Annotated in this window: 20 protein-coding genes; 11 read left to right on the top strand and 9 right to left on the bottom strand. The window is 49.1% G+C overall.

Going from position 1 to position 20,315, the window contains the following annotated elements; genetic code table 11:
* The first annotated feature begins 518 nt into the window (after window positions 1–518).
* Entirely contained in the window at window positions 519–1,238 is a 720-nt protein-coding gene (locus R3B84_18030) for an RluA family pseudouridine synthase (GenBank protein ID MEZ6142461.1), read from the top strand.
* A 100-nt stretch (window positions 1,239–1,338) separates the two neighbouring features.
* A complete protein-coding gene (locus R3B84_18035; protein MEZ6142462.1) occupies window positions 1,339–1,833 on the top strand; it encodes a hypothetical protein in 495 nt (164 codons plus the stop codon).
* A 66-nt stretch (window positions 1,834–1,899) separates the two neighbouring features.
* On the opposite strand, the gene R3B84_18040 is transcribed toward R3B84_18035, so the two are convergent.
* Both R3B84_18040 and R3B84_18045 read right to left on the bottom strand, forming a co-directional pair.
* On the bottom strand, window positions 1,900–2,244 hold the full coding sequence (locus tag R3B84_18040) for a hypothetical protein (protein ID MEZ6142463.1): 345 nt from the start codon (window positions 2,242–2,244) through the stop codon (window positions 1,900–1,902).
* A gap of 20 nt (window positions 2,245–2,264) precedes the next feature.
* Window positions 2,265–2,669 carry a metalloregulator ArsR/SmtB family transcription factor gene (locus R3B84_18045; GenBank protein MEZ6142464.1) on the bottom strand — a complete coding sequence of 135 codons (405 nt, stop codon included), beginning with the start codon at window positions 2,667–2,669 and terminating at the stop codon, window positions 2,265–2,267.
* A 128-nt stretch (window positions 2,670–2,797) separates the two neighbouring features.
* Between R3B84_18045 and R3B84_18050 the strand changes: the two genes are divergently transcribed.
* A complete protein-coding gene (locus R3B84_18050) occupies window positions 2,798–3,895 on the top strand; it encodes a hypothetical protein (protein ID MEZ6142465.1) in 1,098 nt (365 codons plus the stop codon).
* Window positions 3,896–4,002: 107 nt separating this feature from the next.
* Here R3B84_18050 and R3B84_18055 read toward each other — a convergent pair whose 3' ends face one another.
* The 6 genes from R3B84_18055 to R3B84_18080 all read right to left on the bottom strand — a co-directional run bounded on the left by R3B84_18055 (window position 4,003) and on the right by R3B84_18080 (window position 11,484).
* Complete coding sequence (locus R3B84_18055) at window positions 4,003–5,013, bottom strand: DUF1559 domain-containing protein (GenBank protein ID MEZ6142466.1); 1,011 nt, start codon at window positions 5,011–5,013, stop codon at window positions 4,003–4,005.
* Between the two features lie 347 nt (window positions 5,014–5,360).
* Window positions 5,361–6,791 carry a sulfatase gene (locus R3B84_18060; GenBank protein ID MEZ6142467.1) on the bottom strand — a complete coding sequence of 477 codons (1,431 nt, stop codon included), beginning with the start codon at window positions 6,789–6,791 and terminating at the stop codon, window positions 5,361–5,363.
* A gap of 29 nt (window positions 6,792–6,820) precedes the next feature.
* Window positions 6,821–7,432 carry a hypothetical protein gene (locus R3B84_18065; protein ID MEZ6142468.1) on the bottom strand — a complete coding sequence of 204 codons (612 nt, stop codon included), beginning with the start codon at window positions 7,430–7,432 and terminating at the stop codon, window positions 6,821–6,823.
* A 23-nt stretch (window positions 7,433–7,455) separates the two neighbouring features.
* Window positions 7,456–8,625: a fatty acid desaturase gene (locus tag R3B84_18070; protein MEZ6142469.1), complete on the bottom strand. Its 1,170-nt coding sequence runs from the start codon at window positions 8,623–8,625 to the stop codon at window positions 7,456–7,458.
* 191 nt (window positions 8,626–8,816) lie between these two features.
* The gene (locus R3B84_18075; GenBank protein MEZ6142470.1) at window positions 8,817–10,136 is read right to left on the bottom strand and encodes a hypothetical protein; all 1,320 of its coding nucleotides are present in this window, start codon (window positions 10,134–10,136) and stop codon (window positions 8,817–8,819) included.
* Between the two features lie 211 nt (window positions 10,137–10,347).
* Entirely contained in the window at window positions 10,348–11,484 is a 1,137-nt protein-coding gene (locus tag R3B84_18080) for a hypothetical protein (protein ID MEZ6142471.1), read from the bottom strand.
* 163 nt (window positions 11,485–11,647) lie between these two features.
* Between R3B84_18080 and R3B84_18085 the strand changes: the two genes are divergently transcribed.
* From R3B84_18085 to R3B84_18120, 8 genes are all read left to right on the top strand, one after another.
* Window positions 11,648–13,054: a YcjX family protein gene (locus tag R3B84_18085; protein ID MEZ6142472.1), complete on the top strand. Its 1,407-nt coding sequence runs from the start codon at window positions 11,648–11,650 to the stop codon at window positions 13,052–13,054.
* 16 nt (window positions 13,055–13,070) lie between these two features.
* Window positions 13,071–14,309 (top strand): YcjF family protein, encoded by a 1,239-nt coding sequence (locus R3B84_18090; protein MEZ6142473.1) that lies wholly within the window; start codon window positions 13,071–13,073, stop codon window positions 14,307–14,309.
* Between the two features lie 11 nt (window positions 14,310–14,320).
* Entirely contained in the window at window positions 14,321–14,770 is a 450-nt protein-coding gene (locus R3B84_18095) for a hypothetical protein (GenBank protein ID MEZ6142474.1), read from the top strand.
* Between the two features lie 285 nt (window positions 14,771–15,055).
* Complete coding sequence (locus R3B84_18100; protein ID MEZ6142475.1) at window positions 15,056–15,454, top strand: hypothetical protein; 399 nt, start codon at window positions 15,056–15,058, stop codon at window positions 15,452–15,454.
* 181 nt (window positions 15,455–15,635) lie between these two features.
* On the top strand, window positions 15,636–16,298 hold the full coding sequence (gene deoC, locus R3B84_18105) for a deoxyribose-phosphate aldolase (protein MEZ6142476.1): 663 nt from the start codon (window positions 15,636–15,638) through the stop codon (window positions 16,296–16,298).
* 46 nt (window positions 16,299–16,344) lie between these two features.
* Window positions 16,345–16,884, top strand: a complete 540-nt coding sequence (locus R3B84_18110) for a hypothetical protein (GenBank protein ID MEZ6142477.1) — start codon at window positions 16,345–16,347, stop codon at window positions 16,882–16,884.
* Window positions 16,885–16,935: 51 nt separating this feature from the next.
* Window positions 16,936–17,889 carry a tetratricopeptide repeat protein gene (locus R3B84_18115; GenBank protein MEZ6142478.1) on the top strand — a complete coding sequence of 318 codons (954 nt, stop codon included), beginning with the start codon at window positions 16,936–16,938 and terminating at the stop codon, window positions 17,887–17,889.
* 33 nt (window positions 17,890–17,922) lie between these two features.
* Window positions 17,923–18,891: a GNAT family N-acetyltransferase gene (locus tag R3B84_18120; protein ID MEZ6142479.1), complete on the top strand. Its 969-nt coding sequence runs from the start codon at window positions 17,923–17,925 to the stop codon at window positions 18,889–18,891.
* 32 nt (window positions 18,892–18,923) lie between these two features.
* Here R3B84_18120 and R3B84_18125 read toward each other — a convergent pair whose 3' ends face one another.
* Window positions 18,924–20,315, bottom strand: a complete 1,392-nt coding sequence (locus R3B84_18125) for a DUF1552 domain-containing protein (protein MEZ6142480.1) — start codon at window positions 20,313–20,315, stop codon at window positions 18,924–18,926.

Raw genomic sequence — 20,315 nt, forward strand, 5'->3', positions numbered from 1 at the left:
AGCACAGGAAATTCACAAATTTCGCCCACGAAATGGTTCAACATTGTTCCATTTCCAGTAATTGTTCAATGAAGTTAAAGAGGCAAAGCTACAGAACGCAGTCTAACGCGGTTGGATACCGTGTTTGTGTCACTGCTGATTTCGTCAGAGTAGATTCCAATACATGGGACTGCATGGATAGGAGAGTAGGAATTCGAAGAAGACAATCCTTCATGGCTTACCCTGGGAACGATAATTCACTTCGTATCTGATTCAAAAACAATCCTGGGAGAAAGCTTTTGAGACACGAAATTTTGGTGTTCTGCTCAACACAACTCACAGTCAATGTAAGTTGGTTGTAAATATACCTGTTCTGGAATTTGATGTCAATGGAACATCGGAAAAAGTATCGATTTTATCGGTTAAATGTGGGTCGAGCCGATTGTGTGCTTGTACACCAATATAAGTTACTCTGGGTAATTCCAGTCGTACAGATTCTACGTTGGGGCGTTCTGTTTTGTGCGTTCTATAACATCTCAATGAGCGAACAATTCCCCGGTCAGGAGTTGGTAATTTTTGAAGATTACCACCTGCTGGCTTTCAACAAACCGGCCCCTTTGCTAACCCAGGCACGACCAGAGATTTCTTCTCTGGAGGCAATTGCCAAACAATACATCAAATTGAAATACGACAAACCAGCTGGGGTTTATCTGGGCATTCCGCACCGACTGGACCGTCCCGTCAGTGGGGTGGTGCTGTTCGCACGCAACACCAAAGCGGCCCAGCGGGTTCATGCCCAGTTTCAGCAACATACCGTCCAGAAAACCTATTGGGCGCTGGTGCATGGTTGCCCCACGGTACAGTCTGGCACCTGGACCGATTATCTGTTGAAAATTGAAGACGAAGCCAGAGCAGAGATCAGCACGGAAGAAACCCCGAAAGCCAAACTGGCCATTACCCACTGGAAAGTGATCCGACAGTTTGATGACAATCACACGATGCTGCAATTGCAGCCGAAAACCGGTCGCATGCACCAGTTGCGAGTACAGGCGGCATCCCGTGGTCTGCCGATCGTGGGGGATTTCCAATACGGCAGCACATCGGAATTTGGCCCACCGGCAGCCAGCGATAAAGATCGACTGGTGGCACTGCACGCCCAAAAATTAGAGCTTTCTCATCCTTTTCGCCAGGAACCACTGGTGATTGTGGCACCTTTGCCCGATTACTGGCCCAACGTGGGCAAAATTGATGAGAATTAAATGAGAAAATCCAGTTCCCAGACGCACGAAATACTATGAACAGATTCTTCTCGGTGAAAAGTTCTCGATACGATTCTGCCATTACTACAGGTGCCGTCCGATGACCAATTCCGTCACTTTCCGCCGCCAATGGCACCGGAGTATCTTACCTGCAATTTTTGCCCTGGGTGTTGGGCTGATGACCACGTATTATCAGCCGGGTGCGGCATTGATTGCACTGCCAATCTGCGTGCTGATTGCAATTGGGTGCATTGTCAGCCACACCGGCATCACGATTACAAGCACCGAAATTACCTGGTTCTTGCTGAACCCACGCTGGCGTTACCGCACCGTACCGTGGGCAGTGGTACTGGATATTCGAAAAACACTAAAAATTCTACACCCAGTCCGACTAATCGTGCAACATGGAAAGTACGAACCGTGGGCCTGGGGAACGGTAAAGCCTGGCAAAAAGATGGAAGTGCTGATCTGGACCAATGCATTTCACCGTGGCTATGAACTTTGGGATACTCTGCAGCAATATTGGGCAGTTCAAAAGCGGTCTTCTTCCGAATTGATCAACCTTCCCGAAAAAGAAGAACCCATTCAGTCTTAGTGGAATCCGTTCTCAGAAAACGGATGAAATTAAGGTCAGATCAGAAAGATTTCTGCAAAAAATGAGTTACTTCACCACTTCCACTGGGCCGTGGTTGTCGCAATGGCCGTTGTGGGGGTGGTGCAGGTGGCCATCGACCAGGTAATCCACATGGTCGCCATGTGGTACTGCTTCGTGCCCACAGCCAGGTCCATGAACATGGTCAGGTGCGTGGCCACCACAGGCGTGCTGTGGGGTGCAATCTGCAGGATTCGTGCCACTGACAGGCAGTACATGTTCTTCCACCGTGCTGCCACTCATATGGTGCAGGTGACCATCATGCAGGTAATCCACATGGTCGCCGTGCTTAATTCCGGTGTGCCCACATGCGGGGCCGTGTTTGTGATCGTGATCAGGATGGGTGTGACTCATTTTCATTTCTCCTTAATAAATCAATCGTTATGTGCGTGCGATTCGGCGGCGTGTGCCATCATATTTCGAACCAGATCACGCACGTGGTCGTCTGCGAGCGAGTAATACAGGTGGGATTTATCCCGCCGTCGGCGAAGCAATCCTTCTGTGTGCAAAATCTTCAAGCGTTGGGAGATGGTGGAGTTTTTTTCGCCCAGATGTTCCACCAACTCAGAAACACAACATTCCTGATCCATAAGCAGCACCAGAATGTGCATGCGGGCAGGATCACCCATCGCACGAAACATCCCCGCAGCCCGTTCGATCTGGCGAAGATCACAAACAACGTGCCGCAGGCGATCGTGCGAATGAACCCCACTGGGACAGACTTCTGCCTCTGGACCACCAAGCTTCGGTAATTCGTTGATCGGCAGTTGTGGTTCCATAGATTCATTATTTCATGATTCCATGAAATAGTCAAGTGTTTTTCCAGAAATACCTCCCACGCTCATTTTCAGCCTTTTTCCACGTATGCTGACAATACTTGCACAATTCATTCACCAGGAGAACAACTGTGTTTTTCAGACTCCTCTCAATTCTTGTTCTGTTCGTTGCCTCGAACACACATTTTGCAGCACCCAAGCCTGCAACCCGGGTCAGCATTAAAGGTGAGCAGTTTTTGCTGAATGTTCAACCCACTTATCAGGGACTCACCTGGAATGGAAAATCAATCGAAGGACTCTTGTTCAACAGTCGGATGGTGCAGGCGATATTCGATGACCGCAACCCGGCAACGGTAGCCAGGTGGGCGTATCCGGACACAAAGAAGTGGGACCCAGACCGGAACACGAAAGAGTTCATTGAGATGATGCCCAACTGGCGTAAACATGGCCTGTTGGCTTTCACAGTAAATCTTCAGGGCGGTAGCCCGGAGGGGTATTCGAAGCTGCAGCCCTGGCACAATTCAGCGATCAATTCTGATGGTACGCTGGATCAGAAATATATGGCACGACTGGAACTCGTAATTAATAAAGCGGACGAACTTGGAATGGTGGTAATCCTTGGGCTCTTTTACTTCGGCCAGGATGAACGTGTAAGGGACGAAGCGGCTGTCATTGTGGCTGTGGATGCGGCCGTGGATTGGCTGATTGCGAAAAAGTACACCAATGTGCTGATCGAAGTGAACAACGAGTGCAATGTTCGATACGACCATGCAATCCTTCGACCGGACCGTGTCCACGAATTAATTGAACGGGTGAAACAACGGAGCACGGAAAAGAAACACCGGCTGCTTGCTGGTACCAGCTATGGTGGGAATACCATCCCAAAATCGAATGTTGTCAAAGCTTCGGACTTTTTGCTGTTACACGGAAACGGTGTCAAGGAGCCAAAACGGATTGCTGAAATGGTTCGACTGACTCGTAAGGTGGAAGGTTATCGCCCAATGCCAATTCTGTTTAACGAAGACGACCACTTCGACTTCGACAAACCCACCAACAACTTTACTTCGGCGATCAGCGAATATGCATCGTGGGGCTATTTTGATTTTCGCATGAAGGGCGAAAGCTTTAATGAAGGCTACCAAAGTGTACCAGTGAATTGGAAAAGTAACAGCACCCGAAAGAAAGGGTTTTACAAGCTGCTCAGTGAAATCACTGGGGAGAAGCCTTGAGCTTCAAGAATGTCGCAAGTGGGATGTGTTGAACTGCCTGACATGTCAACTATCCGCCATTTTCCGCTTTTTTCCGCCATTTGGCAAAATTTCACCAGCATGGAAAATTAGTTTTCGTTAATTACTTCGCCACCGGCACGTGTTCCCATTGCACGCCAGATCGCCAATTGCACACTGTTACGCACAGACCTCACGGAACCGTCCATCATTGCCACGTTCACTACACCAGTGTGCCAACTACGGGAAGTAATGGCGGCACGGGTGGGCAGCGTAGCACTATTGCCTTCCTGCATCGAATTGAAGTCGATATCGTAGGTTTTGCCACCTACCGTGTATGGGACCTGTGTATTTGGTGTAAATACCGTAGTAAAGCCCGAATGGTGGACCCGGCCATCGCACCATTCGGTGTGGCCCGTATTGTCGTTTGTCGTGGGCCCTAACTTCGGACTACTAGCTGGTGCAATTGCCTGAATGCCGGCAATATCTAAAGGAGTGGGGCCGGGATCGGTTGCTGGATTCCGCACGTAGGGCGTAAATGTCTTTACTTCGGCGATGGCTAATGTATTGCTCATCCCGTCGGTAATTGCACCGGTCGTCATGCGGGAGTTGGGATAGAAGACGCCATCACCGCCTGAACCGTTGACAGGGTTCCATACCGTCCAGGTGCCAAAATTAAACCCATAGTTGTGGGGGTAAATGTAGGGAGCGCCACTTTTCAGACGCACAGTGTCATTCGGTTCGCTGGGGCACAAGAACACGGGAATTCGGGTTTGGGGCACCCCTGTCGCCAACTGGGCATCGTAGCCTACTTCCAGGTCGACTCGCAGGCCGGCATTGCCCTGCTCTATGTATTCCAGAATCCGGCCGTGGACCGACCAGGAACCGTTGTTGACACCGAAAATGCCCCCCACCGGTGCGTTCATACTGACCGGATAGGTGCCATGGGCAGATTCAAAGTTGTGCAGCGCGAGCCCCAACTGCTTGAGATTATTCTGGCACTTGGCACGGTTGGCTGCTTCGCGAACTTTTTGTACAGCGGGCAGCAACAGTCCTATGAGTATCGCAATGATGGCAATTACCACCAGCAGTTCAATTAACGTAAACGCTTTTCTACTCATGAATTCCTCGTGATGTAAAATACCGTTCGATTAACTAGCAAAAGGCGCGCCAAAAACAAGCAATGATGCCAAAAGCGGAAATTATTGCTTAAATCGAAAGTGTTTGCTGGAAAAATGTCGTTTCTAATGACAGTTGTGGGCTGTTTTTCATCCAAACTGACCGGGTTGTGGCCAAATGTTGTCCAAATGAAAAATGAGAAACTGTTCATACAAAACAAGTGCTGCATCTAACATTGATGCAATGACAATCCAGGCGCGCAGGGACTCTCTTAAAGCAAGGAATCACAAAATCGACCGCGAAGCAGCATACACGAGAAGAAATTCTAAGAACACCTATGGTAAGAACTTTATTTCTGTAAATCACTTTTCACCACAGTGGGCATCTGGGCTGCTGTTGTTTTCAGCCAGTTTTCCAGTTGCAGATTCAATTTTTTTGCCTGGGCGGGCATTGTGTCTGCCAGATTCTGCTTTTCGCCAGGATCTTTGGCAAGATCGTACAATTCCAGCGATTGATCATCGTAACGGCGGATCAGTTTGAAGTTGCCGGATCGCACCGCACCACCCGGCCGATTGCTGCGGTGCCACGCATAGTGGGGGTAATGAAAGTAAATGCTTTCACGCGCCAGCTTTTTGCCGGCCATCACTGGCAGTAACGACTGACCATCCATCACTTCCGTGGTGGGCATTGGAACCTTGGCAGCTTCCAGAATTGTTGCCGAAAGGTCCATGCTGATTACTGGAGTATCGGATGTGGTGCCGGGCTGCAATTCTTCTGTTGATTTCATACTGGCTGGCCAGCGAACAATCAGTGGGACACGCAGACCACCTTCATAAAGATCGCCTTTGCCGGATCGCAGTGGGCGATTATCCGTAGCACCATCCCAGCCACCGTTATCGCTGGTAAAAATCACCAGGGTGTTTTCCGCTAATTTCAAGCGATCCAGTTCATCCAGCACTCGCCCTACTGCCCGGTCGGTGGCTTCAATCTGGGCACCGTAGGTGGGGTTTTTCAGCCCGGGACCGGTCTTCCCCTCATATTTGGCCACCAGTTCTGCTGGTGCCTCAAATGGAAAGTGGGGATTGTACGTCCACAGGCACACGAACATGGGCTTGGACTTGTTCGTGCGAAGGTAAGCAATCGTCTCATCGGCCAGCCGATCCGTCAGGTATTCACCCACCTTGCGTGGTTTGATCGCAGGAATCCGATAGGGATCAAAATACGTGGGTGGGCCTCCAAACCCACAACCACCGACATTGACATCAAATCCCTGGTGCTCCGGCCAATAATCCGGCCCACCAATTTCAGTGAGATTTTTCTCATTCTTCTCGCCAGAGAGGTGCCATTTGCCAAAAAAGCCCGTCTGGTACCCCACCTTTTTGAGCCGTTCAGCAATCGTCACCGTTTTCAGTGGCAGCACATGCTGTGCTTTGGGTGGCTGCAATGGTCGATTTTTTGGCCAGAAATTGGGGCCATCCTTACCATGCTGCGTAATCTGCAGTCGTGCGGGTGCCAGCCCGGTAATAATTGCTCCACGTGTGGGTGAACAGACTGGTGCTGCGGCATAGGCATTGGTAAATCGGATGCCCTGTTTTGCCAGTTGATCGATCTGTGGGGTATTTAATCGCTGATTCCCCTGGCAGTTCAGGTCCATCCAGCCCATGTCATCGGTCATGATCAGCAAAATATTTGGCTGCTGTGTTGCAAAAGCGGGCATCGATGAGGCACCCAGCAGGCAACACGGAAGAAACAGCGAACAGACTCGAATAAGGTATTTCATTGCTTTACTTTGTAGGTGAATGAATAGTTTTACCGCAGTAACATTGAATCGGGACCATTGACGACAGTCCAATTCTTGAATTGGAACACCTTGGTCATCGCGCTAAGTATTTCTTCAAGTCCCATTTTTGCTTTGAGTGGGAATCGAATAACCACTCCACTGGCTGCACGTTCCCATATTGTAGCTGGCTCCCAGATTGTGAACTCATAAGCCAATTCATCAACTTCACTCTTTTTAAATATGACGACATTCCATAAGGTACCGGGAAGTCGATAACTTCCCTCCATATATTGATGCTCATCTTCCATCACCAAATCAAAAGAAATTTCTGGTCGGATACCAAGGTGATCAGACTCTGAGTCAATGCAACCCAAGGATTCGAGATCTGATTCGAAAAAAGATTTCCAAGTTGAAGAATTACTGACATTAACAATGTAGAGCCAATCGTTTGGGATTTTTGAATTCTTGTTCGATCGAAAGGCGGAAGAGTCTAGCCAGATTATCGTTCCACGGTTGCCTTCAAAATCTTTGCAACGTTTTGCATCCCCTTTGATGATAACTCTCTCAAAATGCTGGAAATTCGGTTTTGAAATACTTTTCTCCAAATCATTTTTGACAGCACTACTTTGGGAGCTGTTCATTAAATTATTGTCGGAAAGTGCTTTTAAGTCTTCTCTACCGGAGGAATCCCATTTCCCACCAGTGGGAGCAGGGTTTCTTCGTTCAGCACGTCAGTTTCCGCTGGCAAGTCGGTGCGGGCAGCCAAGGCGGGTAATTCTGCCCACGGGGTGCGTGGAAAGCGATGTTTCACTGTATGGTACTGGGAGTTCAGTGGAAAAATGAACAATTTTCCCAACAATCGCGGTTTTCGGTCGTGGGCAACCTGTCCATCCACCAGATTGCCATGCTGCCGCCAGTAACGAATGATCTGGCACGCAGCCGTGGTCGTAACATACGGCCCCGCCCACAGCACAATATAGTTCAGTACGGCAGAACGACCTGTCAGATAGGTCACCCAGCCCAGGGTCAGATTAAGAAACAGAATAAAGGTAATTCGCTGAATGGTCATCGAACGCGACGAATAAGGTGCGTTCATGCGGGAATAATGATAGTATCTGGCGGGGAGTAACCAGAAGATCGTTGCCGTGATCGCCCACATGCCTGGTGGGACAGTTGCCAGCAGGTAAGGCACAAACCAGCGATCGTTCAGCAGATACATCGTGATCAGAAACGCAAACATAATCAGCACAAAGGCCGTGCCAATGTTTAGTGCTGTTCGATTTGGTGGCACCTGCGGATCGAGCAGTGGATTTCTGGTGTTTGTGAGAAAACTGTAATTATTTCGCGACACAATCCAGTTGATCAGGGCGGAAAGCCGCAACAGTTTTCCCACCTTGAGTGGAAAGAAACCAGCTTTTTCAGCGCAAATCCTTTCGCCATCAATAGTTACGTCATTTGGACGGTGGTAGTGAGTTAATTGCAACATCCTTGTGTGGTGCGTGCTGCCACTGAAAGGAAAATGGATCAGCCAATCGCCAAGGATTTCGTTCCATAGCCGATTTCGGCAAAGCAAACGTAAACCCGCTTCTTCCCCAAGCAGCAGTAGTCGGTGCTGGATGGGTGCAATCAGAACCATGGCAACAAGTGCCACCGGAACATCCCATGCCAGTGAAATGCCCCAGCTTTCACGCGACCAGAAGAAAGATAGCGAACCCGCAACAATCAGGCCATAAATCAGATATAGACCCAACAAGAGTAAGAGGTTACGTCGGCAGATTGCTGCGGAAACCCCACCCACCGGTGGGGAAGATTGCTGCGAAAAATTGTCCTTCATCGGCAAATAGCCCTTTCCACCTGAAACAAGCAAATTTATCGGCGGTCCGGGCCACCTGTCTTAGTTGTTCATTAAACTTATCCCGCACCAAAAATCAAATAGCCACGGGAAAACGCAATGGGATGAGATTGAAAATGGCCAAAAGCAAAATAAACTGCGGGTTGTTCAGATGACCCCACAGCGAAGAACAATTACTTCTTCTCAGGTGGGGGAACTTCTTGCTGCAGAATTGCGTTTTCTGGTACTGGCAGGTCAACTGGTCCATCAGGTGGTGGCAGAGGCTCTTCCGATTGTGGTTCGGGTTTCGATTTGGATTTCGGAGCCACTGGTGCTTTGGGATCTTCTTTCTTTTCAGTCGTCAGGTTTTTTGAATCAGTTTCCCACTTTGCAAATGCTTTTTTGCGGGAATCTTCATCGACAAAACCCAGCGCATGGTACTGAATCATATTCCGCTTCTGTGGGGGAAACCAGCCGGTAAAATCATAGTCTTTCGGATTTTTCCCACTCAGGTAGATGGTGCATGCCAGTGCCACATCACGCACCTGACATTCGCCGTTTTTCCCTCTCCCTTGAATGAACACCCGTTGTATCAACTGCGTGTCTTTCATCAGTTCCTGCAGCACAGGAATATGGGATTTATTGCCCAGGCTGGCCATGGTGCAGATTGCCTGTGCTTTGGTATACTGGTTAAGTGGCTTTTTGTCTTTTAACGCTTTTGCCATCAGATCAGCACCTTCAGCGATCTCATTGCTGACCAGCATATAGCTGCAATTGTTCAGTGTGTTATCGTTCATATTGTTCGATAAATAGCTAAAGAACACTTTGCGATACAACGGGCCGGTTTTAGTGTCTTTCATGGCCTGCATAAACGGCTGTTGCTGGTAGAGGCTGTGGAACCACCAATCATTACCGCTGGCATCAAACTTTACTGCAGATGCAACAAAGAGTAACGCAAATACTGATTTCGCTTCAATCCGGTTGGTAATTCGCCCACGAAAACCCCCACCAAAAGGATCGCCGAACGCGTTGGTATACAGTTCCAGTGCGTGGGCTCGAATGGCTTCTTTGGCATTTTTGGTTTGCACCATATCCAGCAGATCAGATTGGGTTCGCAGCATGTCTGCATAAATTTCACGCGATTCCAGATCCGTACCAACCTGTTCGGTAAACTCTTTCCACAGTGGCAGGTCGTGTTTTTGCTTGCCTTCTTTGTCGGCCAGGAACTTTTCAATGCGGAAACGCAGATCATAGGCCAGTGCCTGTGGTAATAGCTGGGAGCAGCGTACCGAAATCTCGGCATCTTCGCTGTTCAAGCCTTCTTCCAGTGCGGCTTTGGCAATTCGGCCCATACTGGTCAGTTCTGCGGCTGCCGCTTCGCGAAGTTTGAATTGCGCATTGCCCAACTGCTGCACTAAAATGCGGGCGCGGGCTTCGGTATTTGCTTCCTGAGGTGCTGCAACAACCACAGATGACATCAGCACACAACAACTGAAAGAAATCAGCAACTTCATGTATCCCACTCACCAATTTGGTGTCCAGAACTACCCGTTATTGTAGTAGACGAATCAAAAACCGGTTTCGTTTGTAAAAAAGTTTTAAATTCCTGTTACAATTCTCTCGGATAGTGAAAATTTGATCACGACAACCATAATAAACCGTACAGCAGCAAAGTCAAATTGGTCCAATCGGTCTCACTTCGTTTCAGATCATTTCATTGCTGAACTATTTTGAATCGAAAGCCCATTTTTTAAACGCCTCGCTTCGGGATTTCTCATCCTGCAAACCAAGTGAGGTTGGAAATGTGAATTGCAGTTTTTTGGGTGTTGACCAATTGGCAAAACCATAACTAGCAGGATCTTTCCCGCTCAAATGTATAATGCTTGCAAGTGCAAAATCACGTACCTGAGACAACGCCACTACACGATATTCATTGACTATTCTGCTATCTTTTGTGTATTTATACAAAGCAGAAATGTGGGATTTATTTCCAAGACATGCTAACGCGTAGATAACTTCTGCAGCAGTATCAGATCGTAATTTTTTGTTAGCTATGAGTGCTTTTGCTAATAGATTTGCGCCTTCTGAATATCCATTAGTAACAAGCAACTTGCTTAAATTTCGCAATGCAAAATCATCGAGATTATTAGTCAGGAAACTGTACAGGACCTTCTGGTAGATCAAGCCCACTTTTGCACTTTTCATGGATTCTACAAAAGAATCAAGATCAGAAAGACCAATAAAATATAGTCTCTCAAGATCGATGTTTAGTTTTACAGCAGTAGCAACGAATAGAACAGCAAAAACTTTGTCAGGTTTGACTGATGTAGAGGAAGTATCTGGAAGCCCGGCAACAACCAAAGGATCACCATACGCTTGAATGTGCAATTTCCTTGCATAATCACAAATAACTTGTTTAGAGTTGTTGGCTTGCACTTTGAACAAAAATTCAGTGTGATTCTGCAACAATTCCAGATATACTTCACGTGCTGGTATGCTTGATCCAAGCAAGTTGTTAAATTCCTTCCAAAAGGGCAGGTCATGACTCAGTATACCTTCTTTGTCCGCTACAAATCGGTCAATGCGGGAACGCAGATCATAGGCCAGTGCCTTTGGTAAAAGCTGGGAGCAGCGTACCGAAATTTCAGCATCTTCGCTGTTCAGGCCTTCTTCCAGTGCGGCTTTGGCAATTCGGCCCATGCTGGTCAGTTCTGCGGCCGCCACTTCGCGAAGTTTGAATTGCGCATTGCCCAACTGCCGAACTAGAATGCGTGCGCGGGCTTCGGTATTTGCTTCCTGGGGTGGTGCCACAACCACAGACGACAACAGCACACAACAACTAAAAGAAATCAGCAACTTCATGCATCCTACTCACCAAAATGGTGATCAGAAGTTTTGATTAATGTAGTAGACGAATCAAAAACCGGTTTCGTTTGTAAAAAAGTTTTAAATTCCTGTTACAATTCTCCCACGTGGCCAAATTGTGGCACATTTGGTGCGAATATTCCTCTGTGGGAGAAAATTCATGGCTGCTTCGCCGAATCTGCGTTGGAAAACCCTGGAAAGGCGAATTGGTCTGATCGGACCACAATGGTCTGGCAAAACCGTGCTGCTGACTTCCCTGATCAATCACCTGCAATTCCACGAACCACAGCGTTTTCGGCTGGGCAAAGGCAAAAGCGTGGTGGAGTTAAGCCAGTTTCAGGCAATCACTACCGAAAAAGAAAGGGAACTGGGCTACAACCTGCCCTGGTTTGACTATGCCGGCTACCGAAATCGCCTGATTACCGGCAAAAGGTGGCCTGCAAAGACTCACGCCGCCTCGCAGTATGCGTTTTCTTTTTCTCGCAGCGATTGGAGATTCAGCAAAGGCCTGGTGCGTCTTTTTGATCTACCCGGCGAACGGATCAGCGATCTGGGAATGATGGCCCACGCTGAAGTGGGCGAGGCCTATTCGCACTGGTCACGCACCACGCTGGAATATATTCGTGGTGATATGCACCTGCGGCCCCACTTTCATGAGTTTTTGACCGCACTTGAAAATCAGCAATCTGATATCAAAACGATTGTGCAGTCGTACAAACATGGCATGGTGCGTGCCCGTTATACGTTTCATCATTTTCTCACACCTTCGACATTGTTGCTCGATCCCCACGGTAAGGTGGTTCGTGGTCTGACGGAAGAACAGATTGTGAACGAACGCCACGTGGGAATTGATGCGGAGCATGAATTTTCCCCTCTGCCTGAAAATCACCCACACTTAGGGGCATTTCGGGAGAATTTTCGTCTGTATCGCGAACAATTACTCGCACCGATCTTCCAATCATTAAAAACCTGTCATAGTTTGGTGATCCTGGTGGATGTATTGTCGATCCTGGGCCACGGTCCGGCCATGTATAATGGAGTGCGGACGATGATCGACACAGTGCTGCAAGCCGTGAACCCAAAGCAGGGGGTGCTGGATACTGCGTGGCAGAATCTCAGCGAGTGGTTACTGCCAAAGGAGTTACGTCGATCATCCGTGCGGCGTATTGCCTTTGTAGTGCCCAAAGTGGATCGGGTGCCGATGGACGATCGCGTGAAACTGAAAGGATTACTGGAAAGATTAGTGGGCCACCATGTGCGGAACCTGCGGGAACAAGGCATTCAGGTGGAAGTGATGCAGATTGCTGCGATGATTGGTGCCACCCAGGTTGCGGAAGGCCAACGCACCATGAAAGGCTGTTTGTTGTACGACCCCTCGGGAAAACCGTTGGAACCTGGCGTGCCGCAAACCTTTTCGCCATCGGAAGTTCCGCACGATTGGCCGCACGATGGCTGGCAACCGGGCGATTATGTGTATCCGGATGTTTACCCACGGGTATCGCCATTAGCAAACGTGCCCACCGAACAGGCAGGACTGAACGACCTATTTCAATTTGTGTGCTGGTAAGCACAGGGGGATTGCCATGTCCGAACGATTACGCGAACCAAATTTGCCGCAAACTCCTGCTGGCGAAGAGGATACGCACGTGGGGCCAGATGGCTTTCTGCCCCAGGTGGCACGCACTGGTGGGGAAGTGAAAAAGCCAACCGCAGAACCAATTCCTGCGGGGCCAGAATTTTCCCCACGAGACGGTGATCCGGATGAAAAGGATGGGGCCCGCCTGCCACAGATTCCGGATCAGGCTGCGGTAGCCCCACCGGATCTGCAGGATTGGGAAGACACCACCTTGCACCACCGAGTGGATGAAGCGGAAATGATGATCCATACCCAGCGATCATTGCTGGGCATGACAGGCATTTTCGGTCATTCGCTGGCGGGACTGGTATTTATTTTCATTGCTGGCTTGCTGGGCTTTTACCTTTTCAATCAGGTGGTGCTGGCCATAGCCAGTATTCAGGCGATGCCCCGTGTCCCACAGATGATCTCGTGGGGTGTCTTCGCACTGCTCAGCATTCTGGTGGGCTATGGCATCATTCGCTTTGCCACCATGTACATCAAATTACGTCGCAACCGCCAGTTACAGCTTCGTGGTCTGGATGAATTGCAGGAACGGATCCAGATTCGCTGGCTGGTGAACACCAAAACCAACCAGGCACGCACACAGTTGGTGCAGTATCTGAATGAATATCCCGTCCGCAATGTCAAAGACCGTCAGGCACTGGAAAAACTGGGGTTTGCCGCACCCGATTTTCAGAAAATGGTCAGCAGCCGCGATGACTTGTTGAATCCGGATCGCTGGTCTGATCCCAAACAATGGTTCGGGTCGTTTCAGGGCGATTTTCAGACCACGCTGGACCGCATCGCCGACCAACGGATTGCTTATTGGGCCAGGCGAGCCTGGGTGGTCAGTGCCGCTTCACCCAACGCACTGGTGGATACCGCTGCCATCATGTATTTCAACTTTGCCATGGCCAGCGACCTGTGCCGCATCTACCACCTGCGAGCCGGGCGATTGGAAACGATGGTGCTGCTCTCCCGCGTATTCTTCAATTCGTATCTGGCGGGACAGTTACAGGGGATGGAAGATATGGCCGCCGACCAAATTACACAGTTGGTGCAGCCCCACCTGCCTGTGACGGAAGTCCTTCTGGGGAAAGTGTTTGGGAAAATTGGTGCGAAGGCAGGCACCGCCACGGTGAACTATCTGCTGATCCACCGCCTGGGTAAGCACATGAAGAACCTCCTCCGCCCACTGGCGTAGTGTGGGAGGGTTTGTTTCTGTCGCCAAATTGCCGCTCTCGCTTCTGGCTGATGATCCCACCCGTGGTGGTGTATCTGACAGATTTCTGCCAGACACTTGCTGGTCAGCCATCCCCATTCTGGCAGGGGAATTATGGCCTTGCCGTAGAACACAATCCGTTGCTGAAACCCGTACTTGCCCACGGTCCCTGGGTATTTACAGGTGTTGTAGCATGCTGGCTGATGATCCAGTGCCTGCTGCTGTTGCGATTGCCCTCACGCTGGGCGTTTGTCATTGCCTTTGTGATGACTCTGTTCCACGCAATCGGTGCGAGTAGTTGGCTGGTTCGTAATAGCTCCTGGGGCTATCTGTGGGCAGGGTTATTTCTACTAATTACTTCCGAAACCACCCGCACATGCTGGCGTCACTGGCTGCGGGTAGAAATAGATCATTTGAACGAAAAGGTATCAAAGCGACTTTGATGATCAAGCAGCCACTGAATTGCTGTAACAAACGAACAGTTTAATCTGAACAACCAGCTCAAACGGTGGGTGGATGAAGATGAAATGCAGATCAGCAAACAGATTCAGCGAGAACTGCAGCAATTAGTTCGAAGCCTGGACCAACTCAAACAATAATGAATTAATTTTAATCTATTGTGCCTTCTATAAAAAATTTCACTATTTTTGTTTTTCGACAAACTATTTTCTCTGTGGGTCGTCTTTCGAATAAGATGACGTTGTTTTTCAACCGGAGATGAGAAAGTCATGAGAAATTACTCCCGAATGGTGTGCGTTGTCGCACTGATGCTGTTTACCCTGCCTCTTTATGGTGCCGACGAATTGGTGCGGTCGCTGGATGTGAAAATAGAAGGCGCCCGTGGGCGTGCAAATCAGCCCACAGTGGTTGAAAAGCAGGAAGAACTCGAAAAGGCAGTGGGGAATAAAGAAACCGCAGAAAGTATTGCCAAACTGGTTGATTTTAGCAAAGAGAAGGTGGTCGTGTTTCGCTGGTCGGGGTCTGGTCAGGACAAAATTACCGCCAGCGAAAAAGAGGGTGAGGTGGTCTTTCAATACAAACCCGGCCTGACAAGGGATTTACGTCCCCACGGTCTGGTGTTTGCCATCAAAAAAGACGCCAAGTTTCAGGTAGTTACCGGTCGATAGGTGCTGGTCCGCGGAAGTTTCGTTCGGCTGCAGCCCTTCATTTCTTGAAAATAGCGTCTGATCAATTCGCAAACAGCAGACAAATACCCACCTGCTGCGAAATGCCCTACAATGAATGAAAAATAGCGTAACTTCTGAGGTACCACCCTTGAGCTTTCCCACACTAGCTGAACTGGCAAAGATGTTTGATCACTCTCTGTTGCAACCGGTACTTACCGATGCACAGTTGGAAGAAGGCTGCAAACTGGCGCGGGAATACCAGGTGGCAAGTGTGTGCATTAAACCGTATGCCGTGCATCTGGCCAAAGAGTGGCTGGAAGGTTCTGGCGTGGCTGTCAGCACCGTGATTGGTTTCCCCCACGGTGGGCATACCACGGAAATCAAAGTGGCAGAAGCATTGCAGGCAATTGCCCACGGTGCGGTCGAACTGGACATGGTGGTGAATATTGGGAAGGTGCTGTCGGGCGACTTCGATTACGTGAAAAAAGATGTGCAGGCGGTGGTGCAGGCTGCCCACAGTAACCACGCCAGAGTAAAAGTGATCTTCGAAAACTGTTTTCTGAATGATGATCAAAAGATTAAGCTGTGCGAAATATGTGGCGAGGTGAGTGCGGACTGGGTGAAAACCTCCACCGGTTACGGCGATAGTGGTGCCACACCTGCAGACCTGGCGTTGATGCGAAAACATTCTCCGGCCCACGTTCAGGTGAAAGCCGCAGGTGGGGTAAGAACCTTCGAAACACTGATGCAGGTTCGGGAATTGGGCGTTACCCGCGTGGGTGCCACCGCAACCAAAGCGATACTGGAAGATGCCCGTACAAAACTAGCCGCCATGCAAGGCTAATTTGCAATTATTAAAGTAAATAACGATGAATAGTACTAGAAATACAGTGTACCCTGAATTATTGCCAGAATCAGAAATTCCAAATCGACAGATATTGAATGCGGCTAATGAGTTCAGGGATGTAACAAACTTACTATTCGACAAGCTGCTTGCTGGACATCACTGTGCGCGTCCATTGTGTATGGTCGCTGCATTTGCAATCGAATTGTATTTGAAAAGCTTGAACGCAAAGAATGTATATTCACAAGATGAAACTGAGAGTATGTGTGGGGTTTATCAGGTTAATGCTGCACCTACCAAAAAAGAACACTCATTAACCAAGTTATACAAATCGATCGATGAGAAATTAAAGGCAAATTTAAGAGAAGCATACTCAAACGAGAGTTGTTTTTCACTCTTTTCAACCTTTGAGAGTATCATAGATGAATATGACGGCTTGTTTGTTGCTTCAAGGTACTCGTTTGACGTAAATTATGATTTTGGTGGCAAAAAAGGTATTAACATTACCGATTTAAAGAATTTAGTTAATTTCTTTGGCAAATTTGTTATCGAAATGCCTAGATTTTGTAGTCCCATGCAAAGCTGAAAGCCCAACGATCATCCCGCCTGAAAGTACTACTTCAAGGAGTTGTTCACAATGAAATCAATGGTTCGAATTGTTGCACTCATTCTGCCGCTGCTTGCCACCGCAGAACTCCTTGCGGCACCAAAACTGCCCCCACGCAAAGACTGGGTGGGGCAATCGGTGCTGATCAAACATACCAGCATCCGTTGTTATCGCGAAGAAGCCAACCGGAAACTGGTTCCGGCGGGGCAACTTCAATCGATTGAACACAAAGTGACAGCCGAAGACCAGTTCAGCGGAGTATCGTACATCAAGGTAAACAATAGTGGCAATGAAGTATGGGTGATGAAGGACAGTATGGTGCGGTTGGGTGATGCACCCGGGCACTTCACCGAAATGATTGCCAAAGAGCCTGAAATAACCAATCATTATGCTTTCCGTGGCTGGGCTTACAGCAGGCTGGAAAAGTATGATGAAGCTCTGAAAGATTATTCCAAGGCACTGGAACTTTCCCCCACCTCAGTGGGGTGGTACAACAATCGCGGTCTGATTTATCGTCGGCAGAAAAAGTACGACAAAGCTCTCGCCGATTTTAATCAGGCATTAACGCTCAGCCCGGATTATGTGCTGGTGATCCGGAATCGAGCTTCGGCATATCGCGATATGAAAAAGTTCGATCTGGCTCGCAAGGACCTGGAAGAAATTATCCGGCTGGAACCAGAAGATGCCGGCAACAACAATGAAATTGCCTGGTTTTTATGCACCACCACCGAAGCGAAGGTGCGGGATGGCAAGCTGGCTCTGAAATATGCCCTGAAAGCATGCGAACTGACAAAGTACGAAAATGGCACGTATCTGGATACGCTGGCAGCAGCCTATGCGGAAGCGGGACAGTTTGACGAAGCGGTGAAAATGCAGATCAAGGCGAAGACAGCCAAAGAGTCGCCATTGGACGATGCTGATTCCCAGGCAAGATTAAAGTTGTATGAACAGAAGAAACCCTATCATAAAGACGACAGCGAATAACTTTTTCTGCCGCACCGTGGGTAAGTTGCGATCGTGATACAATACCGCAATTTTCGCAATTCGGATCCTCCTGGCCTGACATCACTCTGGAACCGTTGTTTTCAGCATCGGGGTGCTGTAGAGCTGAACAACAACAGCTACTTCGACCTCATTGTGGTGAATAAACCCTATTTCGACCCGAATGGCTTTTTCGTTGCGGAAGACAACCACCAGATTGTCGGTTTCAGCCATGCGGGTTTCGGCCCCAATGCGGAATTAAACACCCTGGATCCCCACCTGGGTGTGGTGTGTATTGTGGCAGTCGATCCGGAATACCAACGCCGGAAAATCGGCAGCGAATTACTGCAACGTGCGGAACAGTATCTGCTGAAGGCAGGTGCCAAACGAATGATTGGTGGCTCGACGATTGAAGCAAAGCCATTCTACAACGGCCTTTATGGTGGCAGTAACGCTCCTGGGGTTTTGTTAAGCGACGAAAACGCCCACCCCTTTCTGCGTGCCCATCAATATGAAGAACGAGATCGGGTAATCGTTTTGGAACGGGGCTTACGTCAGCCGATTTCCCTTTTTGATCGGCGGTTTGTCCCACTGATGCGACAGATGGAAACCCAGACGTTACCTAACCCCCGGTTGGGAAGCTGGTGGCGGGAGTGCGTCTACAGCTTACTGAATCTGAATGAATTTCGCCTGAACGACAAATCCTCGCTGCATTCTGCAGCACGGATCATCTTCTGGGAAATGAAAGAATTTGGCTGGCGACGCGGAGTCCCCACGGCAGGTCTGGTCGATGTGCAGGTGCGGAGCGAACACCGCCGCAAAGGTGTGGGCAAATACCTGTTGTGTCAGTTTCTGAAGTACTTGCAGGAACAGCACTTCGGCGCAGTCGAGACGCACGTTCCTGCCAACGATGCGGGCGTATTACAACTATTCGAATCGGTCGGTTTTCAACAGGTGGATACGGGCATCAGTTACGAAAAACAACTGCCACTGGACCAACAATAAGTTGTAGACATGCTTCGCGATCTGATTTTCGATTACACCAGCAGTTCTGTCAGTGGGCCGGATTGATCAATATCTTTCAGGCCGGGATCTTTCATCCCAAATGTTTCACGACGGTCTCCTGCCAGATGAAGTAACGTCAGGAAAAAGTTCGCTGTAGTCCGGTGTCCACGGTAGCCATAACCGGGGTAATCAATGTACTGACCGGTTTTCAGGCGATTTCCAATATTGCCCAGCACCACAATCGGCCATTCCCAACAGCGGGAGTGGTGGCCTTCCGCACCATCAGAAAGATACACAATCACCGTGTTATCCAGCATCGTGCCATTCCCTTCAGGAATCGCATCGAGCTTTTTCATCAGGCCAGCGATCAGCTCAAAATGGTAACGGCGAATCATGTCGTACAATTCAGACCAGGTTTTTCCCTGATAGCTTCCGCCATGGCCAATACCATGCTTGCCCAGTTGAATCCCGAGACCTTTGAAGGTGATGTCGAAATCGCGGATACCGGCTGCCGATGAAATTGTGAGAACATTAGTCAGCCCACAGATCAGTGCTGCCGCACCAATATCGAATTGGGCATCCAGCCGATCAGTTTCTACCTCGCTGGTGTACTTGTTGCTGGTCACCGGAGCTTTCTCCCGCAAGGTATGCTCAATAGCATTGAGCTTACTTTGACGATCCCGCAGTGATTCAAATGTTTCCAGATAAGCAGAAAGTTGCTGCCTTTCTTCACCAGCAAGTTGCTTTTCTGCTCGCGAAATATCGTCCTTCATAAAATCGAGCAGATTATTGCGTGCGGTAAACTCCTGTTTTGCTGCACCACTGGCCACACTGCCAAACAGGTGGGAATATGCCTGGTCTGGTTTGCAGATAATCGGCAAGCCTTTGTCTGCCGCTAAGGCCGAAATGCTGTAGACCACGTTGTTCTGCAGGCTTTTGGAAATCCCCAGCCCCACGTGTGGGAAAATGCCAGGTATCGCCTTTGCTAACGCACCATCAACCGTTTCTCCACCAATTTTGGTGCTTTCGCCTTTGGTAACAAAACAGCCCAGTGCACCAAAATTATTCGAATGGCCCCCACCGTTGATGCGGCCGGAAAGTCCCTGAATGATGGTCAACTTGTCCTGCCACTTTTTGACTGGCTCCAGAGAGAATGGTAACGTGCGGTCTTTCAATGTTGTTTGAAACAATTGCTCCGGCCCATTGTGGGCCTGTTGTGGGCGAGATTTTCTTGTGATGCCCGACGGTGCCAGGTGCTGGGGCGGCACACCATTACTTTCCACCACAAAGACAAATCGCTTTTGGGTAATTGGTGCACCCGCAGCCTGGGCAGTCAACTTGGTAAGAATCGGACTTAACAGTAAGCCACTGGATGACAAGCCGATGCCATGCAGCATTTCTCGGCGATTCGGGTAGAGATGCAT

This window comes from Zavarzinella sp. (genome assembly GCA_041399155.1).
Lineage (GTDB): Bacteria > Planctomycetota > Planctomycetia > Gemmatales > Gemmataceae > JAWKTI01.